This is a genomic window from Microvirga sesbaniae, from assembly GCF_025460805.1.
GTDB classification, from domain to species: Bacteria; Pseudomonadota; Alphaproteobacteria; order Rhizobiales; family Beijerinckiaceae; genus Microvirga; species Microvirga sesbaniae.
The window spans coordinates 479,473-498,703 of sequence record NZ_JAMXFJ010000001.1; the positions used below are offsets into that span (position 1 = coordinate 479,473).

Consider the following 19,231-nt stretch of genomic DNA (forward strand, 5'->3'; position numbering starts at 1 on the left):
GTCCTTAATCCTCGATCGTGCGCAGGAAGGCGAAGCTGTTGCGGGCGGTCTGCCCCGGATCCGCGGGCTTGTCGTGCTCGACGACCATCCATTTCGCGCCCGCCGCACGGCAGACCCGCCACAGGTCGCGCCAGTCCAAGGTGCCCGAGCCCACATCGGCCCAGCCGTCCTGGTCCTCGTTCTGCCCGGCGGGCGCGATATCCTTCACGTGGGCGGCCGTGATCCGGCTGCGGTAGCGGTCGATCCACTGCTTCGGGTCGGCATTGCCGCGCACGAGCCAGGCCACGTCGACCTGCCAGGTGAGCGGGCTCGATCCGGCGGCCTCGAAGATCAGCTCGAGGGCCGTCTTGTCTCCGTCCTTCGGCTTCAGCTCCCAGTGATGGTTGTGGTAGCCGAGACGGATCCCTTGCTCCTGAAAGCGCTCCGCGATCTGCCCGAGCTCGCGGCCGAGCGAGCGCCAGCCGTCGGCCGCCATGTCGCGCTCGTCCGGCGGAACGGCCGGCATGTAGAGGTCGGTGAGGCCAAGCGTCCGGCATGCCTCGACAATGGCATCGGGCTTTTCGCGCAGGGCCGCCATGCCGACATGGCTGGACGAGGCCTTGAGACCCCGCGCATCGAGCTTCGCGCGGACCTCGGCGGCTTTATCGAGATGCGAGCCGATCGTTTCCACATTGCGGTAGCCGGCATCGGCCACCGTGTCGAGGATCCGGTCGAGATCCTCCAGCGATCGCAAGGTGTAGAGTTGGATGGAAAGACTGTCCGTGACGCTCATGGAATCCTCGGGGTTCGTGACGACAGGCGCGACCCGCCAGGCAGTAGGGCCGATCGCGATGGGGGGTGGTCACAGGCGTTCGCCGGTCTCTGCGGAGAAGAGCGACACCTGCGAGGGATCGGCATGGAGCGTCAGGCTCTCGCCCGGCGCGGCCCGGCGCGAGCCGGTGGTGCGCACCTGGACCGAGCCGACCGGGTCGCTGCACCAGATGATGGTGTCGGCGCCCATGGGCTCGACGATGTCGACCTTGAAGCCCGGCCAGATGCCGTTGTTCGCGATCTCCAGATGTTCGGGGCGCACGCCGAGCACGACATCCTGACCCGCCGACGGGGCGGTGGCGAACGGGTAGGCCGACAGGGCCAGGCGGCGGTCGCCCGAAAGGAAGCTCAGTCCTTCTCCGGTGTTCTCGAGCCGGCCCTTGATGAAGTTCATCTGCGGCGAGCCGACGAAACCGGCCACGAACAGGTTGGCGGGCCGGTGATAGATCTCGTCGGGCGTGCCGATCTGCTGGATCTTCTGCTCCCGCATGACCACGATGCGGTCGGCGAGCGTCATGGCCTCGATCTGATCGTGGGTGACGTAGACCATCGTGGTCTTGCCGAGCCGTGCGTGCAGCCGCTTGATCTCGACGCGCAGCTCGTTCCTCAGCTTGGCGTCGAGGTTGGAGAGCGGCTCGTCGAACAGGAAGACGGCGGCGTCGCGCACCAGCGCGCGGCCGATGGCGACGCGCTGGCGCTGGCCTCCGGAGAGCTGGTCCGGGCGCCGGTCGAGCAGGGGAGTGATCTGAAGGAGCTCGGCCGCCTTGGCGACCCGCTTCTCGATTTCGGGGCGCGGCGTCTTCGCCATCTTGAGCCCGAAGGACATGTTCTCGCGCACGCTCATCCGGGGATAGAGAGCGTAGGACTGGAACACCATGGCGATGCCGCGATCCTTGGGCTCCTCCCAGGTCACGTTCTTGCCGTTGATCCAGATCTGCCCCTCCGCCACGTCGAGCAGGCCCGCGATGGCGTTGAGCAGGGTGGACTTGCCGCATCCCGACGGACCGAGCAGGACGATGAACTCACCCTCGTCGATGTCGAGGGACAGCCCGTCGAAGACCTGAACGGACTCGAATGCGACGGTCACATCACGAACGGAAACGGTCGACATGCCTTATCCCTTCACAGCGCCGGCGGCGATGCCGCGGACGAACCAGCGGCCGGAGACGAAATAGACCACGAGGGGAACGAGGGCGGCCAGCATGGTCGCCGCCATGTCCACGTTGTAGGCGCGCTCGCCCTGCGTCGAGTTGACGATGTTGTTGAGCTGCACGGTCATCGGCAGGTTCTCGCGCCCTGCGAAGGTCAGACCGAAGATGAAGTCGTTCCAGATGCCGGTGACCTGCAGGATGGTCGCGACCACCAGGATGGGCGTGGACATCGGCAGGATCACCCGGAAGAAGATCGACCAGAACCCGCCCCCGTCGATGCGCGCCGCCTTGAAGAGCTCGATCGGCAGGCCCGCATAATAGTTGCGGAACAGCAGGGTCATGGTCGGCAGGCCGAAGATCACGTGAACCAGGACGATGCAGGTGAGCGAATTGTAGATCCCGGTCATCGAGAAGATGCGCACCAGGGGGTAGAGAAACACCTGGTAGGGGATGAAGGCCCCGAGCAGCAGGATGCCGAACATGACGTTCGCACCCCTCACCCGCCAGAACGACAGCGCATAGCCGTTGATGGCGCCCGCGATGATCGAGAGGATCACCGACGGGATCAGGATGCGCACGGAATTCCAGAACCCGACGCTGATGCCGTTGCATTCCAGGCCCGTGCAGGCGGAAGACCAGGCCTTGGACCAGGCATCGACGGTCATGGCGGCGGGCAGGGCGAGGATGTTGCCGAGCCGGATCTCGTCCATGGGCTTGAGCGACGTCACCACCATGATCCAGAGCGGCAGCAGGAAGAACAGGGCCGCCGTCACCAGGAAGGCGTAGACTCCGATGCGGCCGACGGTGAGGTGACGGGGGCGGCGGCCCTGGGGCACGGCGGTGCTCATGCATGCCTCCCTTGCGGACGAACGTAGCGGGCATAGACCCAGGGAGCCAGGACGATCACCACGGTGATCAGCATGATGGTCGCGGCAGCCGTTCCGAGGCCGATGTTGTTGCGCTCGAACAGATGATCCATGACGAACTTGGCCGGCACCTCCGTGGCGATCCCGGGACCGCCGAGGGTCATGGCCACGACCAGGTCGTAGAGCTTCACGACGCCGGTCGCGAGCAGCACGGTGGCGGTGACGACCATGGGGCGCAGCAGCGGCAGAACGACGGAGGTGTAGACGCGCCAGGTCGGAATGCCGTCCACCTTCGCGGCCTTCCACAGATCCTTGTCCACGCCGCGCAAGCCGGCGAGCATGATCGCCATGGTGAGGCCCGAGCCGTGCCAGAGGCCGGCGATCACGATGGTGTAGATCGCCATCCTCTGGTTCACGAGCCAGTCGAACGTGAAGCTCTCGAAGCCCATGTCGCGGACAAGCTTCTGCAGGCCGAGCCCCGGATTGAGGAACCATTGCCACGCGACGCCGGTGACCACGAAGGACATGGAATAGGGATAAAGGAACACGGTCCGGAAAAGACCCTCGCCGCGCACGTTCTGGTCGATGAACACGGCCATGAGGAAGCCGATGATCAGGCAGCCCGAGATGAACAGGACGCCGAAGATGACGATGTTCTCGGCCGAGGTGACGAACCGGTCATTGGCGAAGAGACGCATGTACTGCGTCAGGCCGAACCAGTCGAGCTTGGGCAGGAGGGTCGAACTCGTGAAGGAGAGCCGCACGGTCCAGAGCATGCAGCCGATGTAGACGACGAGGACAACGAGTGCCGTCGGCAGGAGGGCGATGGCTGCAGGCAGGCGCGTGCGCGCGCTGCGTCGGGCTTTCGTGGCGCTCGATGGGGTAGAGGGTGCGCGAATCGAGATCGTTTCCACCGGGAAGGCTCCACTGCGAGTGCGTCAAGACTCAGTGCAAGACTCAGTGCAAGACTCAGTGATGGAGACCTCGCCCCGGTGCCCCGGGGCGAGGTGGAGTGACTCAGGTGGCGTCGCGCATGGCGCTGACGATCTTCTCGATGAAGGCGTCGGCCGACATGTTCGGGTTGTTCCAGTACTGCGTGACCGCATCCTGCATGGCGCCCGAGAAGTTCGGCGGGCTCAGGATCTCCATGCTCTCCACCTGGTTGGCGGGGTCGCTCAGGATGGCGTGGGACTTCTGGGCGCAGATATCCATGGACGAGACGTCGACATCCATGCGGACCGGGATGGAACCCTTCTTCTTGTTGAACTCGATCTGCGTGGCGGGATCGAGCAGGACCTGGATCAGCTTGTCCTGAGTGGCGAGCGCCGCCTTGTCCTTCGTGGCCGGGAAGACGAAGACGTCGCCGCCGATGACCAGCTTGGGCTCCTGCCCGACGACCGTGCAGCCGTACTCCTTGCCCGCGGTCTGGCCTGCCGCGATGAACTCACCCTTGGCCCAGTCGCCGTTGAAGTGCATCGCGGCCTTGTTGGTGATGACGAGAGCCGTCGCGTCGTTCCAGTTGCGGCCCGGGCTGCCCGGGTCGACGAGGCCGCGCATCTTGCCGAAGAGCTCCACGGTTTCCTTGAACTTGGGGGTCTTCACAACGTCCGGTTTGCGGGTGCCGTAGAGCTGGCGGAACATGTCCGCTCCGCCGTGTCCGACGACGACGGCCCGGAACAGGTTGTGCTCCCAGGTCGGCTGGCCGCCGAGAGCCAGCGGAATGATGCCCTTGGCCTTCAGCTTCTCGCCGCTCTCGACCAGCTCAGGGAAGGTCTTCGGAGGCTCGAGACCGGCATCGGCGAAGATCTTCGTGTTGTAGAACATCCAGTTCTGGCCGTGAATATTGACCGGAACAGCGAAGAACTTGCCTTCGCGCACAGTCGCATCGACGATCGGCTTGGGCATGATCTGCCGCCACTTGCCGGCCTGCGCCTGCTGATCGACGTCACGGACGAGATCGTTGCTGACCAGCTCGTCGAACTGCTTGCCGGTGTTGAACTGCATCATGGTCGGGGGGTTGCCGCCCACCATGCGGTTGATGCCGGCCGTCCGGGCATTGGCCCCGCCCGCAATGGCATTGTCGACCCAGGTGCCTCCGGCCTTGGTGAACTGATCGGCGAAGACCTTGACCGAGGCGGATTCACCGGCCGAGGTCCACCAGTGCAGAACCTCGGCTTTCATCTGCTGCGCGAACGCGCCGGTGCTCCAGATCAGGGCGATGGAAAGGGTATATGCGGAAACGCGTGTCGTCATGCTCATGGCTTCCTCCCAGAAGCGTTTTATCGATTTTTGTAATCGATTACATCTTGAGATATAGGTTGTAGAGACTTTTTAGATTAGTCAAGACACTCGTTGAGGTCAGTCATATCCTGTGAGAGAAGGTAACATGTCTTGCCGAGGGGCGGGGAAACCTCAATGAGTCGGAAAAGGTGGCATTCCGTCAAGGAGATCCGCATCGCCGACGTGGCTCGTCTCGCAGGAGTATCGACGGCGACCGTCAGTCGCGTCCTGTCGGAGCCGGGCAAGGTCAGGCAGAAGACGCACGATCTCGTGATGGAGGCGGTGCGCCGCAGCGGCTACATTCCCGACAGCACGGCGCGCAAACTGCGCACGCGCCGCACCATGACCGTGCTGGTGGTTGCGCCCCGGCTCACCAATCCGGTCTTTGCCGAGATCCTGCGCGGGGTGGACGACGAACTGACGCAGTCGGGCTACGGGATCATCATCGGCAACCTGGACAACCGCAGGGAGCGGGAGGCCCGGTATGTGGACCTCGCCCTCTCCCGGCAGGTGGACGGCGTTCTTCTGCTGACCGGCTACATTCCCGCGGACGGCACCCGCGACATGAGGGAGGGCGGATTGCCCATCGTGGCCTTGTGCGCCGCCATCGAGGACGACGCGATCCCGAGCGTGGTCGTTCAGGACCGCGAAGCGTCCCGCAGGGCGGTGGAGTATCTGGCGGAGCTCGGGCATCGCCGTTTCGGCTACATCTCCGGAACACCGGGTTCGATCATCGAACACGAGCGGTTCCGGGGATTTTGCGAGGGAATTGCCGCGGCCGGGTTCCGGCAGGACGAGATCGTTCGCTGGGAGGGACCCTTCGTCTTCGCGACAGGCGTCGCCGCGGCCGAGTCCTTCCTGGCCATGAAGGACCGCCCGACCGGGATTTTCGCGGCCTGCGACGAGAGCGCCATCGGCTTCATCAAGCGGGTCAGAGCCGAGCGCATCCGGGTCCCGCAGGATGTCTCCGTCATCGGCTTCGACGGGATCGAGTTCGCGGATTACACCGAGCCGACGCTCACCACCTTTCGTCAGCCCTTGCACGAACTGGGGTGCGTCGGGGCCGATGTTCTCATGAAGCTGATCAGGGGCGAGATGACGGCGGGAGATTGGAACGTCCGATTGCCGCTGACGCTCCTGGAGCGGGACACCACGGGTCCCGTTCTGCACAAGGACTACACGTCGCTGCGCCGATCGGCGATGTGAGATCGAACCCGTCCACGAGAGAGCAACCGAGGAGAACGCCATGCAGCCCGTCCGTTGGGGAATTCTGAGCACCGCGAAGATCGGCCGGGTGAAGGTCGTGCCCGGCATGATGAAGAGCCCGCTCTGCGAGGTCGTTGCCGTTGCCTCACGAGACGAGGCATCGGCGCGGGACATGGCGGCGGAACTCGGAATCCCGAAAGCCTACGGCTCCTATGAGGCGCTTCTCGCCGACCCGGATATCGAAGCAATCTACAACCCGCTGCCCAATCACCTGCATGTGCCGATGACCTTGGCGGCCGCCGCCGCCGGCAAGCATGTCCTGTGCGAGAAGCCGATCGCCATCACGGCCAACGAGGCGGAGCAGCTCGAGCGCGCCGCGGCGCAGGTCATGATCGCGGAGGCCTTCATGGTCCGCCATCACCCGCAATGGCATCGGGCCCGGGACGTGATCCGGAGCGGCGAGATCGGAGATCTGCGCGCGATCCACGTCATCTTCTCCTATTTCAACGTCGATCCGGCCAACATCCGCAACAAGCCCGATATCGGCGGGGGAGGGCTCCTCGATATCGGCTGCTATGCGGTCGTGGCAGGGCGTTTTGTCTTCGAGGCCGAGCCCCTGCGGGTCGTGACGCTCGTGGACCGTGACCCGGCCTTCGGCGTCGACCGGACCACCAGCGCCCTCATGGACTTCGGTGGAGGGCGGCAGCTGGCCTTTACGGTCTCGACCCAGGCGGTGCCCTATCAGAGGGTGCAGATTCTCGGAACGAAGGGGCGAATCGAGATCGAGATTCCCTTCAACGCCCCACCCGACAGCCCCACCCGGATCTTCGTCGACGACGGCAGCCAGCATGGCAACCGTTCCGCGCGAGCCCTCGAGTGTCCCGTGGTGGACCAGTACCAGCTCCAGGGCGAGGCCTTCAGCCGGGCGGTCAGAGGCGCGGCGCCTCTCGAATACGGCTTGGAGGACGCCATCCTGAACATGCGCATCCTGGATGCCTTGCGACGGTCGGACGAGTCCGCCGCATGGGAGCGGGTCTAGCGCCGAAGCCCGGTCCGGCCCGAGGGATCGGGCATCCTGTGCGATCGTAGTAGCCCGGATGCCCGTCTCCCTGTCCGGATGAACGCTCGACCTCCGACTGAGCGCCTCGACCCATGCCGAAGCGCTCGAAATTGTGCGCCTGACGGAGTTCCGTCGAAGGGCGCGTTCTGGTAGAGCCACGGCATCAGGTTCCGAGATCAGACAGGCAATCCTTATGCAGAGCAAACCAGCAGCCGCACCATCGTCTCTCAAGTTCGGTACGAGCGGTCTCAGGGGGCTGGTGGTCGAATTGAACGGCAGCCCGGCTTTCGCCTATACCCGCGCTTTCGCCGAAATGCTCAAGGAGGACGGCTCGGCGGCAGCGTCCCGCAACGTCGTGCTGGTCGGGCGGGATCTGCGGGAGAGCAGCCCGAGCATTGCCCAGCTCTGCTGCGCGGCCCTGCACGAAGCCGGCCTCGAGCCGCTCGATTGCGGCGCTCTTCCCACTCCGGCGCTGGCCTATCACGGGATGCGATTCGGGATTCCGGCCATCATGGTGACGGGAAGCCACATCCCGGAGGATCGCAACGGCCTGAAATTCTACCGGGCTCAGGGCGAGATCGACAAGAACGACGAGGCGAGCATCCTGGCCTGGCATGGCAGGCTGGGAATCGACTCGGTGCCGGAGGCCGCCCGGACGGTCCGCGCCCGGACGCCGGACATCGATCTCGTAGCCGCCTACAAGGCCCGCTACAGCGACTTCTTCGGGGATGGGGCCTTGAAGGGCCTCACGGTTGGGGTCTATCAGCATTCGTCGGTGGCCCGGGACGTCATCGTCGCGACGCTCGAGGCCTTAGGGGCGCGGGCCTTGCCCCTGGGGCGGGCCACCAGCTTCATCCCGGTCGACACCGAAGCCCTGCGGGAAGAGGACGAGGTTCTGGCCCGGCAATGGGCCGGCGAGCAATCTCTCGACGCCATCGTGTCGACCGACGGCGATGCGGATCGCCCTCTGATCTCGGATGCACGGGGCATGTTCCTGCGCGGAGACCTCGTGGGAGCGATCACGGCCAAGGCGCTGGGGGCGGACGCGATCGTCACGCCGGTGACGTCCAACTCCGCTCTCGAGGAGTCCGGCGCCTTCGGGACGGTGCTCCGCACCCGGGTGGGGTCACCCTACGTTATCGCGGGCATGGCGGAGGCCATCGCGTCCGGGGCGCAGGCTGTCGTCGGGTTCGAGGCCAATGGGGGCGTGCTGCTCGGTTCCGACGTCGTGCGGGACGGGCGCCGTCTTGCCGCTCTTCCAACCCGGGACGCGATGCTGCCCATCCTCTGCGCTCTCGGCGAAATCGTCGCTCAAGGCCGGTCGCTGGCCGATATCGGGGCGGCCTTCGCCTTCAAGGCGGCGGCCAGCAATCGTCTGCAGAATGTCGCGACGGACCGGAGCGCAGCTTTCGTTGCGCGATTGCAGCAGGAAGAGACGTTCCTGGCCGAGCTGATGGCTCCCTTGGGCGGCGTGGCCGGGATCAACTCCCGCGATGGATTGCGGATGACGGCGAAGAACGGCGAGGTCGTGCACTTCCGCCCCTCCGGCAACGCGCCGGAGTTGCGCGTGTATGTCGAGGCAGTGACCCAGGAACGGGCGGATGACCTTCTGGCCTGGGGGCTGTCCGTCGCAGGCAAGCAGGTGGCCTGAGAGCATCCACGGCGCTAGAGCATTTTTCGGTGAAGTGGATCCGGTTGACCGTCGAAAAATGCGGCTCGGCAAAGACAAGAGATGATTCCACGTGAGGGGGAAGCAGCTCTAGCGCATCGCCCGTTGCCCAAGGCGCTCCTGGCTGGCTGCTGTGCCCATGTAGGTCGGTTCGAAGGTGCTCTTCAGGGGATGCGGGTTCCAGTCCTCATCGGGCATGGAAAGGCTGTCACTCTGTCCGGACCACCGCGTTTCGAAGAGGCGGGCGGCATCTCGGCTCTTGAAGCCGATCAGACCCCAGCCGGTGCGGAACTGATAAAAGTCGTAAGGGGTGCCGTTGGCCTCGAGCCAGCGGACGACCTGAAGCTTGAGCGCCTTCCTGCTCTCGTTCCAGACATCCCAATCGTTGATCAGAAAAATGGATGGCCAACGTTTGGCATAGGCCTCGACTTCGTAACAGGCGGACGTGGCCAGTTCTTCATCGCGGATCCGATCACCGATCGCCTTCTTGATCTCCTCCAGGTCGGTCATGGACAACCTCATCTCTCCGGTCTCGCGCCGTGCCTCAGGAACTCTCCGAAGCATGACGATAGGCTTACCTCCTTTTAGGTAAACAGGACGTAATCCGTTGAGTTCCAGCGACCTCGAGCGGGGAGCGTGCCGATCCCAGGTCGATCGAGCGGTCGGCATGGTCCGGGGCATCGTTGAGTGCGGCCCGCGTTCGTCCGCAGGATGCGCTCGGCGGTCTTCCGATCGCGTTCACCGGGACGAGCCCGGTGATGACGGGGAGGGTGGTGTGAGCCCGGTGATGACGTGGAGAAGGTGGTGCGGGCCGGTGATCACACCCACCCACGTCATGGCCGGCCCTGTGCCGGCCATCCCGATAAGGTGAAGCGCCGCGCCTCTCGTATCGAGATCACCGGGACAAGCCCGGTAATGACGTGGAGGGTTGTGGGAGGCGGTGCGAACACCCTCCGGCGTCATGGCCGGTCGGTCATCGCTCGCCTCTCGCCGGTCATCCCGATTGTCCGAGGCTCACATCCTGACGCGGCGCATCGTTCGGGGGGCCGCTCTCGTCCGCACGATGCGCGAGGGTCGCCGTCCCCGAGCGGGGCCTGCCGGCGCCCGAGGCAGGGTTCATCCCTCAAGCTTTGATGATGCGGGGGTCGGTGATTCCGGCTCTCGCGCAGACGTTCCGGGTATCCAGGACAAGCTTCGCATGGTCCACGACCAGGCGGTAATCCACATCGTCGTGGTCCGTCGCGATCAGGACGGCGTCGTAGCGGCTCACGGTTTCAGGATCGATCGAAACGGAAAGCCGGCCCATCAGGGCCCCATGCTGGCGGGTTGGCGGCAATGCGGGAACATGCGGGTCGTGGTAATCCGCACTTGCGCCGCGCGCTTCGATCAATTCCATCAGTTTGAGGGACGGGCTCTCTCGCATGTCGTCGACATTCTTCTTGTAGGCGGCTCCCAACACCAGAATCCGCGAGCCGCTGAAAGGGCGCCCGCTCCGATCGACGGCCTCGACCAGCCGCTCAACGACGTAGTAGGGCATGTGGGTGTTCACCTGCCCGGCGAGTTCGATGAACCGCGTGGTGATGTCGTATTCCCGTGCCTTCCACGTGAGATAGAACGGGTCGATGGGAATGCAGTGCCCCCCGAGCCCAGGACCGGGATAGAAGGGCATGAAGCCGAAGGGCTTGGTCTTGGCGGCATCGATCACCTCCCAGATATCGATGCCCATGGCCGCGTAGACCACCTTCAACTCGTTGACGAGGGCAATGTTGACCGCCCTGAAGATGTTTTCGGTCAGCTTGACCGCCTCCGCCGTTGCGGCCGTGGAGACCGGGACGGTCTCGACGACAAGCTGCCGGTAGAGGGCCTCTGCGAGGGCGAGGGCCTCCGGCCCGTCGCCACCGACGACCTTCGGGATCGTCGAGGTTCCGAAATTCGCATTGCCCGGGTCTTCCCGTTCCGGCGAATAGGCCAGGAAGAAATCTTCTCCGCTTTTCAAGCCTGTGGCTTCGAAGATGGGCCTGAGCACGTCGTCGGTCGTTCCGGGATAGGTCGTGGATTCGAGAACGATGAGTTGGCCCGGGCGCAGGCGCGACGCGATCGTCGTCGCTGTGTCCCGCACGAAGGACAGGTCCGGCTCGCGGTGCCGCGTCAGCGGGGTCGGCACGCAGATCAGAAGAGCGTCGGCCTCGCCGAGGCGGCCGAAATCGGTTGTCGCTTCGAGGCGCCCTGTTGCAACTGCGCTAGCAACGGATTGAGAAGAGATGTGCTTGATGTAGCTCTCACCCTGGTTCAGCCGGGTGACATATGAGCGGTTGATATCGAAGCCCAGCACGGAAAAGCCGGCTTGAGCCGCGGTGAGGGCCAACGGCAGGCCCACATAGCCGAGACCGATGATGCCGACGGTTGCCTTGCGACTTTGGAAACGCTCCAGCAGTTCCTCGGCAATGATCGTCAGCCCAGGCGGCATCGCTTGATCGGAGTTCATTCTATCCTCAGCCCATTTCGCACAGACCAGAGCAAATTACACAGGCCTGACTGGGAGACCAAATTCTAGGCGCAGGAGGATCCTTGTGTGCTTACTCGAGCGGTACGCCTTGATGGCAGGGAGGGTGCGCAGCCGATCGTCAAGTCCGTCCGACGCTGACATAGGTGAAGCCGTGGCGGCGCATTTCCTCGGGCCGGTAGACGTTGCGCAGGTCCACCACCACCGGGGCGGCCAGGGTCGCCTTGAGGCGCGCCAGGTCGAGGGCCCGGAAGGTGTCCCATTCGGTCACCAGCACCAGGGCGTCGGCCCCGCGGGCGCAATCGTAGGCATCCCGGGCGTAGGCCACGTCGGTCAGCACCGAGCGGGCCGCCTCCATGCCCTCCGGGTCGTAGGCTTTCACCCGCGCCCCGGCATCCTGGAGCGCCGTGATCACGTCGATGGCCGGCGCATCGCGCATGTCGTCGGTGTTGGGCTTGAAGGTCAGGCCGAGCACCGCCACGGTCTTGCCGCGCACCGAGCCGCCGCAGGCGGCGATCACCTTGCGGCCCATGGCGCGCTTGCGCTGGCTGTTGACCGCCGCCACCGTCTCGACGATGCGCATCGGCGCCTCGTGGTCCTGCGCGGTCTTGATCAGGGCCAGCGTGTCCTTGGGAAAGCACGAGCCGCCATAGCCCGGGCCGGCATGGAGGAACTTGGCCCCGATCCGGTTGTCGAGGCCGATGCCGCGGGCCACGTCCTGGACGTTGGCGCCCACCTGCTCGCACAGGTCGGCGATCTCGTTGATGAAGGTGATCTTGGTGGCCAGGAACGCGTTGGCGGCATACTTGGTCAGCTCGGCGGTGCGCCGGGACATGGTGAGCAGGGGCGACTGATTGAGGTAGAGCGGGCGGTAGAGCTCGGTCATCACGTCCTTGGCGCGCTCGTCCTCGGTGCCCACCACGATGCGGTCCGGGCGCTTGAAATCGGCGATCGCCGCGCCCTCGCGCAGGAATTCCGGGTTCGACACCACGGCGAACTGCGCCTCGGGCCGGGTCTCGCGGATGATGCGCTCGACCTCGTCGCCCGTGCCCACCGGCACGGTCGATTTGGTCACGATCACGGTGTAGCCGTCCATGGCGGCCGCGATGTCGCGGGCGGCCTGATAGACATAGGACAGGTCCGCGTGGCCGTCGCCGCGCCGCGACGGGGTCCCGACCGCGATGAACACGGCCTGCGCGCTCCCGACCGCCTGCGCCAGGTCGGTGGTGAAGGTCAGGCGGTCCTCGCGCACGTTCTTGGCCACCAGATCGTCCAGGCCCGGCTCGAAGATCGGGATCTCGCCCCGGTTGAGCGCCTCGATCTTGGCCGGCTCCTTGTCGACGCAGCAGACCTCGTGCCCGAAATCGGCAAAGCAGGCGCCGGACACCAGCCCCACATAGCCGGCTCCGATCATCGCGACACGCATCAGAGACTCCATCGAACGAATATCATTGCAAAACCCTGACAAGGAAGCGGGCCGGGCAAATCGCTCGCCCGGCCTGCACGAACTACGAAAGTGATAGATTTCCCGCAGGTTAGCCGCCTGTCATGCCCGCATCGCCTACACTATGGAAATCTCAGCTGCAAGGATGGGGATGACACCCCTTCGGTGGGCTCGAGGCATCAAAGGCATCGCAATGCTTTCCGCATGGCGTTGCGGTGGAGATCTCTCGATCGATATGCAGCCGTCCCCGCTCGGCATCGTTACTTGGAAGTGTCCTGGCATACGTCGGAGGCGTGCTGCAGCAGCGAGGCAGAAGCTATGTCTCTCCTTGTTTGCATCGAAAGAAGGGGGTTGACCGGCGAACCGGTAGTGCCTAGGCATCATAACATTGAAACGTTGGCCGACTGCTTCCGGATTAGTCGATATCTGCGGCAAAGTCAGGCTTGGTGTGAGCAACTCCTGGTTGAGAGTGCCATTGTCGCGGTGAGTTTCTAGAAATTGATGCCTCCGGGGACCGAACTTTGAAGCTGATTATCCAAATACCCTGTTACAACGAGGCTGGGACCCTTGCGATCGCCCTCGCGGCCCTTCCGCGCACCGTCCCGGGATTTGACGTCGTCGAGTGGCTGGTGATCGATGACGGCAGCGTTGACGAGACAGTGCGTATCGCCCTGGAGAACGGTGTCGATCACGTCGTCAGCCACAGCCGGAACCAGGGACTCGCACGCGGGTTCATGACCGGGTTGGAAGCCTGTCTCGAACGTGGGGCGGATGTCATCGTCAACACGGATGCCGACAACCAATACAATGCGGATGATATCCCGGCGCTCGTGAGCCCAATTCTGCAGCACAAGGCGGATATTGTGGTCGGCGCCCGCCCGATCGACACGATCGAGCATTTCTCACCTGCCAAGAAATTTCTGCAGAAGCTGGGCAGCTGGGTGGTGCGCGTCGTCAGCCGCACCAGCATTCCGGATGCCCCAAGTGGGTTCAGGGCCATGAGCCGGGCAGCCGCTCAACGTTTAGTTGTATTTAGCGACTATACCTATACGCTCGAGACAATCATCCAAGCCGGACAGAAGAACATGGCGATCATGTCGGTTCCTATCCGCGTCAACGAAGATCTGCGCCCGTCTCGGCTTCTGAAAAGCATCCCGTCATATATTCAGCGTTCCATTGGTACAATGGTCCGCATTTTCGTGATCTACCGCCCGTTCCGGTTCTTTGGAGTTCTTGGTAGCGCCTTGTTCCTGCTCGGATTCCTTCTCGGGCTGCGCTTCCTGTTCTATTACTTTACGGGCACCGGCGAAGGTCACGTTCAGTCGCTCATTCTCGCATCCGTGTTGCTCGGCATGGGGTTCCAAACCGTTCTGGTGGCGTTTCTGGCCGATCTGCTGGCTGCGAACAGGAAGCTGCTTGAGGATATCCGTGTCACGGTCAAGCGTGGACCCACGGATATGAGCCACAATACCGTCAATCTCGAAGATGTAACGGTCCGGCAGCAGGCGTCGGCGCTCCTGGGACAACATGGCAGCGCGGCGCAAGCTGACGCCCGCGCGGAGAATATGGTAGCTCACCGCTGAGCAACTGGCGTCTGCGTTCAGCAACTCAATGCTCGGACCGCGGAGCATCTCACCTGCATTGGGCGGGCCGCTGCCAACAGATCAAGGATAGGGCGATGAGCTTGAAGATGGCCGGTAACGCCCAGGAGAATGGCTGCCCAGATCGAGAGCTCGCCAGGCCGGCCCCTGCAGCTGGCCCGGCCTCGGCCACACGAAGCTCCTCTGTGCTTACCGGCATGAAGAAACACATGCATTGGTTCGGCAGCGCTGTCGCGGTGGTCGGAATCTTCTTTGTCGCCATACGCCTGCGAGACTATAGCGGTCAGATCGATTTCAAGGGTCTGGGCTCGGAGCTCTGGTGGGCTGTCGGGGTCTGTGCAGTGGCGTATTGCATTGCGAATAACCTGATGGCGTTGGGCTGGTGGAACCTTCTTGTTCAGTTCGGGGCCATTACGCCACGCCGCTGGGCGATCAGAACCTACGGCATTTCCCAGCTTGCCAAGTACGTGCCCGGCAACATCTTTCACCTTGCCGGCAGGCAGGCGATGGGAATGGCCTCTGGTGTACCCGGCTGGTCTCTGGCCAAGTCGACCTTTTGGGAACTGGGGCTGCTGGCGATCTCAGGATCAATGTTCGGCGCTCTGGTGCTGCCTCTGCTGGTGCCCTGGCTGCCGATGCAGTTGGGGATCGTTGCCTTCGTGGTGGCTGTCGCGGTCGTGACTGCCGCTCTCGCGGTCTATTTTGGGCGGGCGGCCGTCCGGGCATTCGGCCACTATGTCAGCTTCGTGACCCTGTCGGGAGTCCTCTTCGTCTGCCTGATCGAGATGGTTTTTCCGTCGGCGATCACATCTCCTTCGGGCTGGATCGTGCTGTGCAGCGCCTACATCGTGGCTTGGCTCATCGGCTTGGTCACCCCCGGCGCGCCTGCCGGTGTCGGGGTCAGAGAGCTCATCCTGGTCTTCCTGCTGCAGGGGCTCGTCGGCGAGAGTGAGCTTTTGCTGACCGTGGTTCTGGGGCGGATCGTCACGGTGACGGGCGACTTCCTGTTTTTCGTGACTTCATGGCTGCAGAAGAAGGCCGATGCCACTGCGGTCTAAAGCATCGGACCCAAAAGTGGACTTGCGCTTTTGGGATCCATCCGATGCTTTCTTCTTGAATGAGAGCATCGGTCAGAACGGACCCAGCGGGCCGCGTCAGCGACCCGAAGGGCCACGTCAGTGAAAACCGGATCCACTCTTCGCTGACGCGGCCCTCTGGGTCCGTCCGATGCTCTAAGCCAGGGCAGGGCGAACTCCATGGAGGCTGGAGGCCCGCTCACTTGCGAGAGTACAAGGTCATGAGGCTGTATCGACCCAGACAGGACGGTCGGCTGAATTGAACGATGACGCGCTGAGCGTTTCGAACCGTCGACCTGCGGTCCAGGCTCAGGAAGTCATTCCTCCGCCTAAACCAGCGACTTGCGCGCGGTGCGATCGGATCTCGCCCCTTCGGCGTGGGGAAGGCTAACCCAGGCGGCGACGGTTTTTCGTCCGACCGACCAGTGCCGGCTGGGTTGACGTGCCGGTCGATCAAGATGCGCCCGCGTTGCCGTGTGAATGCGCAGTTTGTCCCTAGAGCTGTTTCCTCTGGCGTGGAATCACCTCTCTTCTTTGCCGTGCCGCATTTTTGACGGCGAACCGGATCCACTTCGCCGAAAAATGCTCTAGCGATGGATTGGTCGGAGCACGCCTGCTTGGTTGATCCGCAACAGTCGGCTTGCCAGGTTCCGAGAGGGGCGGCGAAGTGCACCCCAACGTCCGAGCTTCAACTCGTTATCCGCTCCTCCATGACGATACAACCGCTCCCATGGGCGGACAATCGGCGCGACACGTTTCCAACGCTATACTATTCGATGCTGATCTGCTGAAGCATGACACCGAGCGACCGCGGGTCCTGAATGCCGATGCTTGTCGGGGACAGTAGTGGATCGACCTTGAATTCCAGAACGTTAATGCCATCCTCGCTCAGTATGGAACTTGGCAGCTTGATGTTTTCTGTCTCTACACGCCAAGTTCCATCGTTGCGTCCGACGTAAGTGCGCTCGAAGACGTCGTGGCCATTCATCGAGAGTTGCACCTTCATCCGATCCTGAGACCGCGGGACGAACGGGGCGAGATCGACACGCAGGTTCAAGTCCTGATGTTTTGGCAGCTCGAGAAGGACATTCGACACCTTCCGTGTGGACCAGATGCCGTTCGTTTCGAAGCGTGACCAGCCCCGGTGCAGCATGAGCTCGGGTTTCAGTCCGCCAACTCTGAACGACACGGTTGATCCCTTTTCAAGCTTGATCGGCTCGCGATCCTTGCGAGGGTCATAGCTTTGCGCGACCCAAGCCTCACCCATTCCTTTCAGACCCGGGTTCAGCCTGATGACCGCAAAATGATCGCTGTATGAGGCAGCAAGCCGAGGGTCGCCGTCAAGCTTCCTGGCTATGTCAGACAACTCATCCTTGAAAACGTCTCTGACGGGACCGCTATGCGCAGCGGCAAGCAGGTCGATATACGTAATGGCGACCGCGTCCGCGTCTTCATTTTCCAGGACGGCCCTGACATTGGCCATGAAATCAGGATCAATCTCGTCCTGGCTGAAACGCTTCATCGTCTCCGGCCAAGATTCCCGCGCTGACGCGAGGTTCTTGTCGCCTCCGATGTTGTAGGTTCGGATATCAAGCTTGCTTGCAAGATAATTGACGAGAAAGTCGTTCCGATAGGGCAGGAACGCAACCGTTTCCCCCTTCCTCACGAGAGGGGCCAATTCTTGAACGACAGCCTCGCGGGATCCGACGTCAGCGCGGTCCTGATAGTAGTTGCGAATGATCCCAACGGCCGGAACGTTGAATGCCGCAACGACGATCAAGGCGATCGCCTTTTGGGTGACGCTCCAGCGCTTGCTGGAGAGCATGATCGCAAGAATGACCCAGCACCCGAAGACGCCCAAGGCCATCCAACGGTAGCTGGCGCGCATATTCTTGAAGCCCGGAAGCTTCTCCGACAGCCAGGCGTTTCCGGTTGAAAACAACTCGTAGCTCTTGGGCATCAGCTGGTCCATGCCCTCCGGTCGATATGTGAAGAGCTTAACCGACGGTCCCAGGGACATGTAGAAGCCGAATAGGCCGATGATGGCGAACAGAACCATCGCTTTCCGGTCGGCCTTTGCGGTGACGACTGCGTAGATCGCCACGATGATGACAGCCGCAGAGAAGGAGGATTTGAAAACGGAACTGTCGCCGAAATATTCCTGCGCGGTTCTCGCGTCACTGATCCCCATCAGGTCCGGCAGGAACATCATTCCTTTCGTGGCAATGAAGAAAAATTCGAGATTAGCGCCCCAGCCGCGGAAGAAATCGATCGGGGAGGCGATGAACTCAGCCTGCCCCACATAGAGCGCGTAGAGAACGTACGATACCAGAAGTCCAGCACCTATCGTGAAACCCTTGATGATGATGTCGGTCAGGCTGCTGTCGCGAAACCGGATCAGAGAAAACAAAAACGCGAAGCCGGTGGCCACCGCGAACATCATGTAGGTGTAACCGTCCATGAAGACTGCAACGAGGCAGGCGAACACAAACAGGACGAAGCTCGCGATGCTTCTCGGCCGATCAAGGACTCGGACGGAGCAGTAGAAATAGAAGGGAAGAAGGGCGATCCCGAGCGCGAGCATGGAATAACCATTGTGGAACCAGACCACCGGCATCGTGCACCAGAGCGTTGCCGACAGGAGGGAGATCATCGCTTCCCCGCCGAACCTCCGCGTGAGCTTGTATGCGCCTCCAAAGGCCACAGTCAGCCAGAGCGCGAACGCAGCGGAATAGGCATCGACAGCCGCGAGCCCCAACTTCAAGAAGGCCGAAGTCGCCAGTGCGCCGGACAAACCAAAGGCTATTGCTGCCGGTTCGGGTGCCCCGATGTTGTGAGCGAATAAGGAAAACCCATCGTTGATAAACGATTGCGCAAAGCCCACGGTCCATAATGCTTGGGCTGTCGTCGGTATTAGCAGCCCGGGAACCGTCCCGTTGACGACAAAAACGACAGCCAGCAATGGTATTGCTGCGGTTGCAACAAACAATCGATGAGCCGACATTGCCCCGGTTCCCGTTTCACTTTCGCGTTGGGTGTATATCGACGGCTGGTAGCTAAAGCTAGGCCCTGTCGACACGTTCCCGCTCGGGAGGTCAAGGCAGGGCAGCCCGACCGGTGCGATCGGAGCAGCAATAGCCTCCCTGCCCTGGGCAATGGGCGGGCCGAGCGGGGCGGGCAGCCTTGAGGGCAACCCCACCCGGCAGGGGCCTTCATCGTGGACTTTCCGCATCGGACGCCGATCGAGCGTCGGGGCCTATCCTAAGCAGAGCTCCACCTCCGGTGGCATCCAGGAGAGGATCATGCCGGGGGCGGACCTGCGCCGCCTGACCGGAGTGTCCCCGCCGGATCACAAGCGCGGGAAACTGGGTCGATCGGACGGACCTGGCCCAAATGACCTAATGGAATGTGGTCGGATTGGCGATCGTTCGTGCTACGTTGCGCCGCACGAGGCCGGTTTTGCTCGACACCCTATCGGGGCATTTTGGGCCATGATCCTCAGCACCCGGCAGATCATTGGCGTGCCATGCTGCATCCTGCCTAGCGGATCCCAAACGGCCTCCAT

At 63.0% G+C, this 19,231-nt stretch carries 14 protein-coding genes; 5 read left to right on the top strand and 9 right to left on the bottom strand.

What is annotated here, in order from left to right; genetic code table 11:
- Positions 1-4: 4 nt before the first annotated feature.
- The 5 genes from OCW50_RS02235 to OCW50_RS02255 all read right to left on the bottom strand — a co-directional run bounded on the left by OCW50_RS02235 (position 5) and on the right by OCW50_RS02255 (position 5,080).
- On the bottom strand, positions 5-772 hold the full coding sequence (locus OCW50_RS02235; RefSeq protein WP_262296275.1) for a sugar phosphate isomerase/epimerase family protein: 768 nt from the start codon (positions 770-772) through the stop codon (positions 5-7).
- A gap of 69 nt (positions 773-841) precedes the next feature.
- Positions 842-1,921, bottom strand: a complete 1,080-nt coding sequence (locus tag OCW50_RS02240; RefSeq protein WP_262296276.1) for an ABC transporter ATP-binding protein — start codon at positions 1,919-1,921, stop codon at positions 842-844.
- Between the two features lie 3 nt (positions 1,922-1,924).
- Entirely contained in the window at positions 1,925-2,809 is an 885-nt protein-coding gene (locus OCW50_RS02245) for a carbohydrate ABC transporter permease (protein WP_262270231.1), read from the bottom strand.
- Positions 2,806-3,741 (bottom strand): carbohydrate ABC transporter permease, encoded by a 936-nt coding sequence (locus OCW50_RS02250; RefSeq protein WP_262296277.1) that lies wholly within the window; start codon positions 3,739-3,741, stop codon positions 2,806-2,808. The genes OCW50_RS02245 and OCW50_RS02250 overlap by 4 nt, the downstream gene beginning before the upstream one ends.
- A gap of 103 nt (positions 3,742-3,844) precedes the next feature.
- The gene (locus OCW50_RS02255; protein WP_262270229.1) at positions 3,845-5,080 is read right to left on the bottom strand and encodes an ABC transporter substrate-binding protein; all 1,236 of its coding nucleotides are present in this window, start codon (positions 5,078-5,080) and stop codon (positions 3,845-3,847) included.
- Positions 5,081-5,242: 162 nt separating this feature from the next.
- Here OCW50_RS02255 and OCW50_RS02260 point away from each other — a divergent pair, with 162 nt between their 5' ends.
- The 3 genes from OCW50_RS02260 to OCW50_RS02270 all read left to right on the top strand — a co-directional run bounded on the left by OCW50_RS02260 (position 5,243) and on the right by OCW50_RS02270 (position 9,024).
- The gene (locus tag OCW50_RS02260; RefSeq protein WP_262296278.1) at positions 5,243-6,313 is read left to right on the top strand and encodes a LacI family DNA-binding transcriptional regulator; all 1,071 of its coding nucleotides are present in this window, start codon (positions 5,243-5,245) and stop codon (positions 6,311-6,313) included.
- Positions 6,314-6,353: 40 nt separating this feature from the next.
- Positions 6,354-7,352: a Gfo/Idh/MocA family protein gene (locus OCW50_RS02265; protein ID WP_262296279.1), complete on the top strand. Its 999-nt coding sequence runs from the start codon at positions 6,354-6,356 to the stop codon at positions 7,350-7,352.
- Between the two features lie 214 nt (positions 7,353-7,566).
- On the top strand, positions 7,567-9,024 hold the full coding sequence (locus OCW50_RS02270) for a phosphomannomutase (RefSeq protein WP_262296280.1): 1,458 nt from the start codon (positions 7,567-7,569) through the stop codon (positions 9,022-9,024).
- A gap of 108 nt (positions 9,025-9,132) precedes the next feature.
- Here the strand turns inward: OCW50_RS02270 and OCW50_RS02275 are convergent, their stop codons facing one another.
- From OCW50_RS02275 to OCW50_RS02285, 3 genes are all read right to left on the bottom strand, one after another.
- On the bottom strand, positions 9,133-9,552 hold the full coding sequence (locus OCW50_RS02275) for a hypothetical protein (protein WP_262296281.1): 420 nt from the start codon (positions 9,550-9,552) through the stop codon (positions 9,133-9,135).
- A gap of 613 nt (positions 9,553-10,165) precedes the next feature.
- Positions 10,166-11,527 carry a nucleotide sugar dehydrogenase gene (locus OCW50_RS02280; protein ID WP_315974389.1) on the bottom strand — a complete coding sequence of 454 codons (1,362 nt, stop codon included), beginning with the start codon at positions 11,525-11,527 and terminating at the stop codon, positions 10,166-10,168.
- Positions 11,528-11,666: 139 nt separating this feature from the next.
- On the bottom strand, positions 11,667-12,971 hold the full coding sequence (locus tag OCW50_RS02285) for a UDP-glucose dehydrogenase family protein (protein ID WP_262296282.1): 1,305 nt from the start codon (positions 12,969-12,971) through the stop codon (positions 11,667-11,669).
- 539 nt (positions 12,972-13,510) lie between these two features.
- Between OCW50_RS02285 and OCW50_RS02290 the strand changes: the two genes are divergently transcribed.
- Both OCW50_RS02290 and OCW50_RS02295 read left to right on the top strand, forming a co-directional pair.
- The gene (locus OCW50_RS02290; RefSeq protein WP_262296283.1) at positions 13,511-14,572 is read left to right on the top strand and encodes a glycosyltransferase family 2 protein; all 1,062 of its coding nucleotides are present in this window, start codon (positions 13,511-13,513) and stop codon (positions 14,570-14,572) included.
- Positions 14,573-14,667: 95 nt separating this feature from the next.
- Positions 14,668-15,648: a hypothetical protein gene (locus OCW50_RS02295; RefSeq protein ID WP_262296284.1), complete on the top strand. Its 981-nt coding sequence runs from the start codon at positions 14,668-14,670 to the stop codon at positions 15,646-15,648.
- Between the two features lie 787 nt (positions 15,649-16,435).
- Here the strand turns inward: OCW50_RS02295 and OCW50_RS02300 are convergent.
- Entirely contained in the window at positions 16,436-18,898 is a 2,463-nt protein-coding gene (locus OCW50_RS02300; protein ID WP_262296285.1) for a putative glycosyltransferase family protein, read from the bottom strand.
- Positions 18,899-19,231 lie beyond the last annotated feature (333 nt).

Coding starts and splice junctions, on each gene's coding strand:
- OCW50_RS02280 (WP_315974389.1), bottom strand. CDS start 11,527: ATGAACTCCGATCAAGCGATGCCGCCTGGGCTGACGATCATTGCCGAG.
- OCW50_RS02265 (WP_262296279.1), top strand. CDS start 6,354: ATGCAGCCCGTCCGTTGGGGAATTCTGAGCACCGCGAAGATCGGCCGG.
- OCW50_RS02245 (WP_262270231.1), bottom strand. CDS start 2,809: ATGAGCACCGCCGTGCCCCAGGGCCGCCGCCCCCGTCACCTCACCGTC.
- OCW50_RS02285 (WP_262296282.1), bottom strand. CDS start 12,971: ATGCGTGTCGCGATGATCGGAGCCGGCTATGTGGGGCTGGTGTCCGGC.
- OCW50_RS02270 (WP_262296280.1), top strand. CDS start 7,567: ATGCAGAGCAAACCAGCAGCCGCACCATCGTCTCTCAAGTTCGGTACG.
- OCW50_RS02300 (WP_262296285.1), bottom strand. CDS start 18,898: ATGCGGAAAGTCCACGATGAAGGCCCCTGCCGGGTGGGGTTGCCCTCA.
- OCW50_RS02235 (WP_262296275.1), bottom strand. CDS start 772: ATGAGCGTCACGGACAGTCTTTCCATCCAACTCTACACCTTGCGATCG.
- OCW50_RS02295 (WP_262296284.1), top strand. CDS start 14,668: ATGAGCTTGAAGATGGCCGGTAACGCCCAGGAGAATGGCTGCCCAGAT.
- OCW50_RS02255 (WP_262270229.1), bottom strand. CDS start 5,080: ATGACGACACGCGTTTCCGCATATACCCTTTCCATCGCCCTGATCTGG.
- OCW50_RS02240 (WP_262296276.1), bottom strand. CDS start 1,921: ATGTCGACCGTTTCCGTTCGTGATGTGACCGTCGCATTCGAGTCCGTT.
- OCW50_RS02275 (WP_262296281.1), bottom strand. CDS start 9,552: ATGACCGACCTGGAGGAGATCAAGAAGGCGATCGGTGATCGGATCCGC.
- OCW50_RS02260 (WP_262296278.1), top strand. CDS start 5,243: ATGAGTCGGAAAAGGTGGCATTCCGTCAAGGAGATCCGCATCGCCGAC.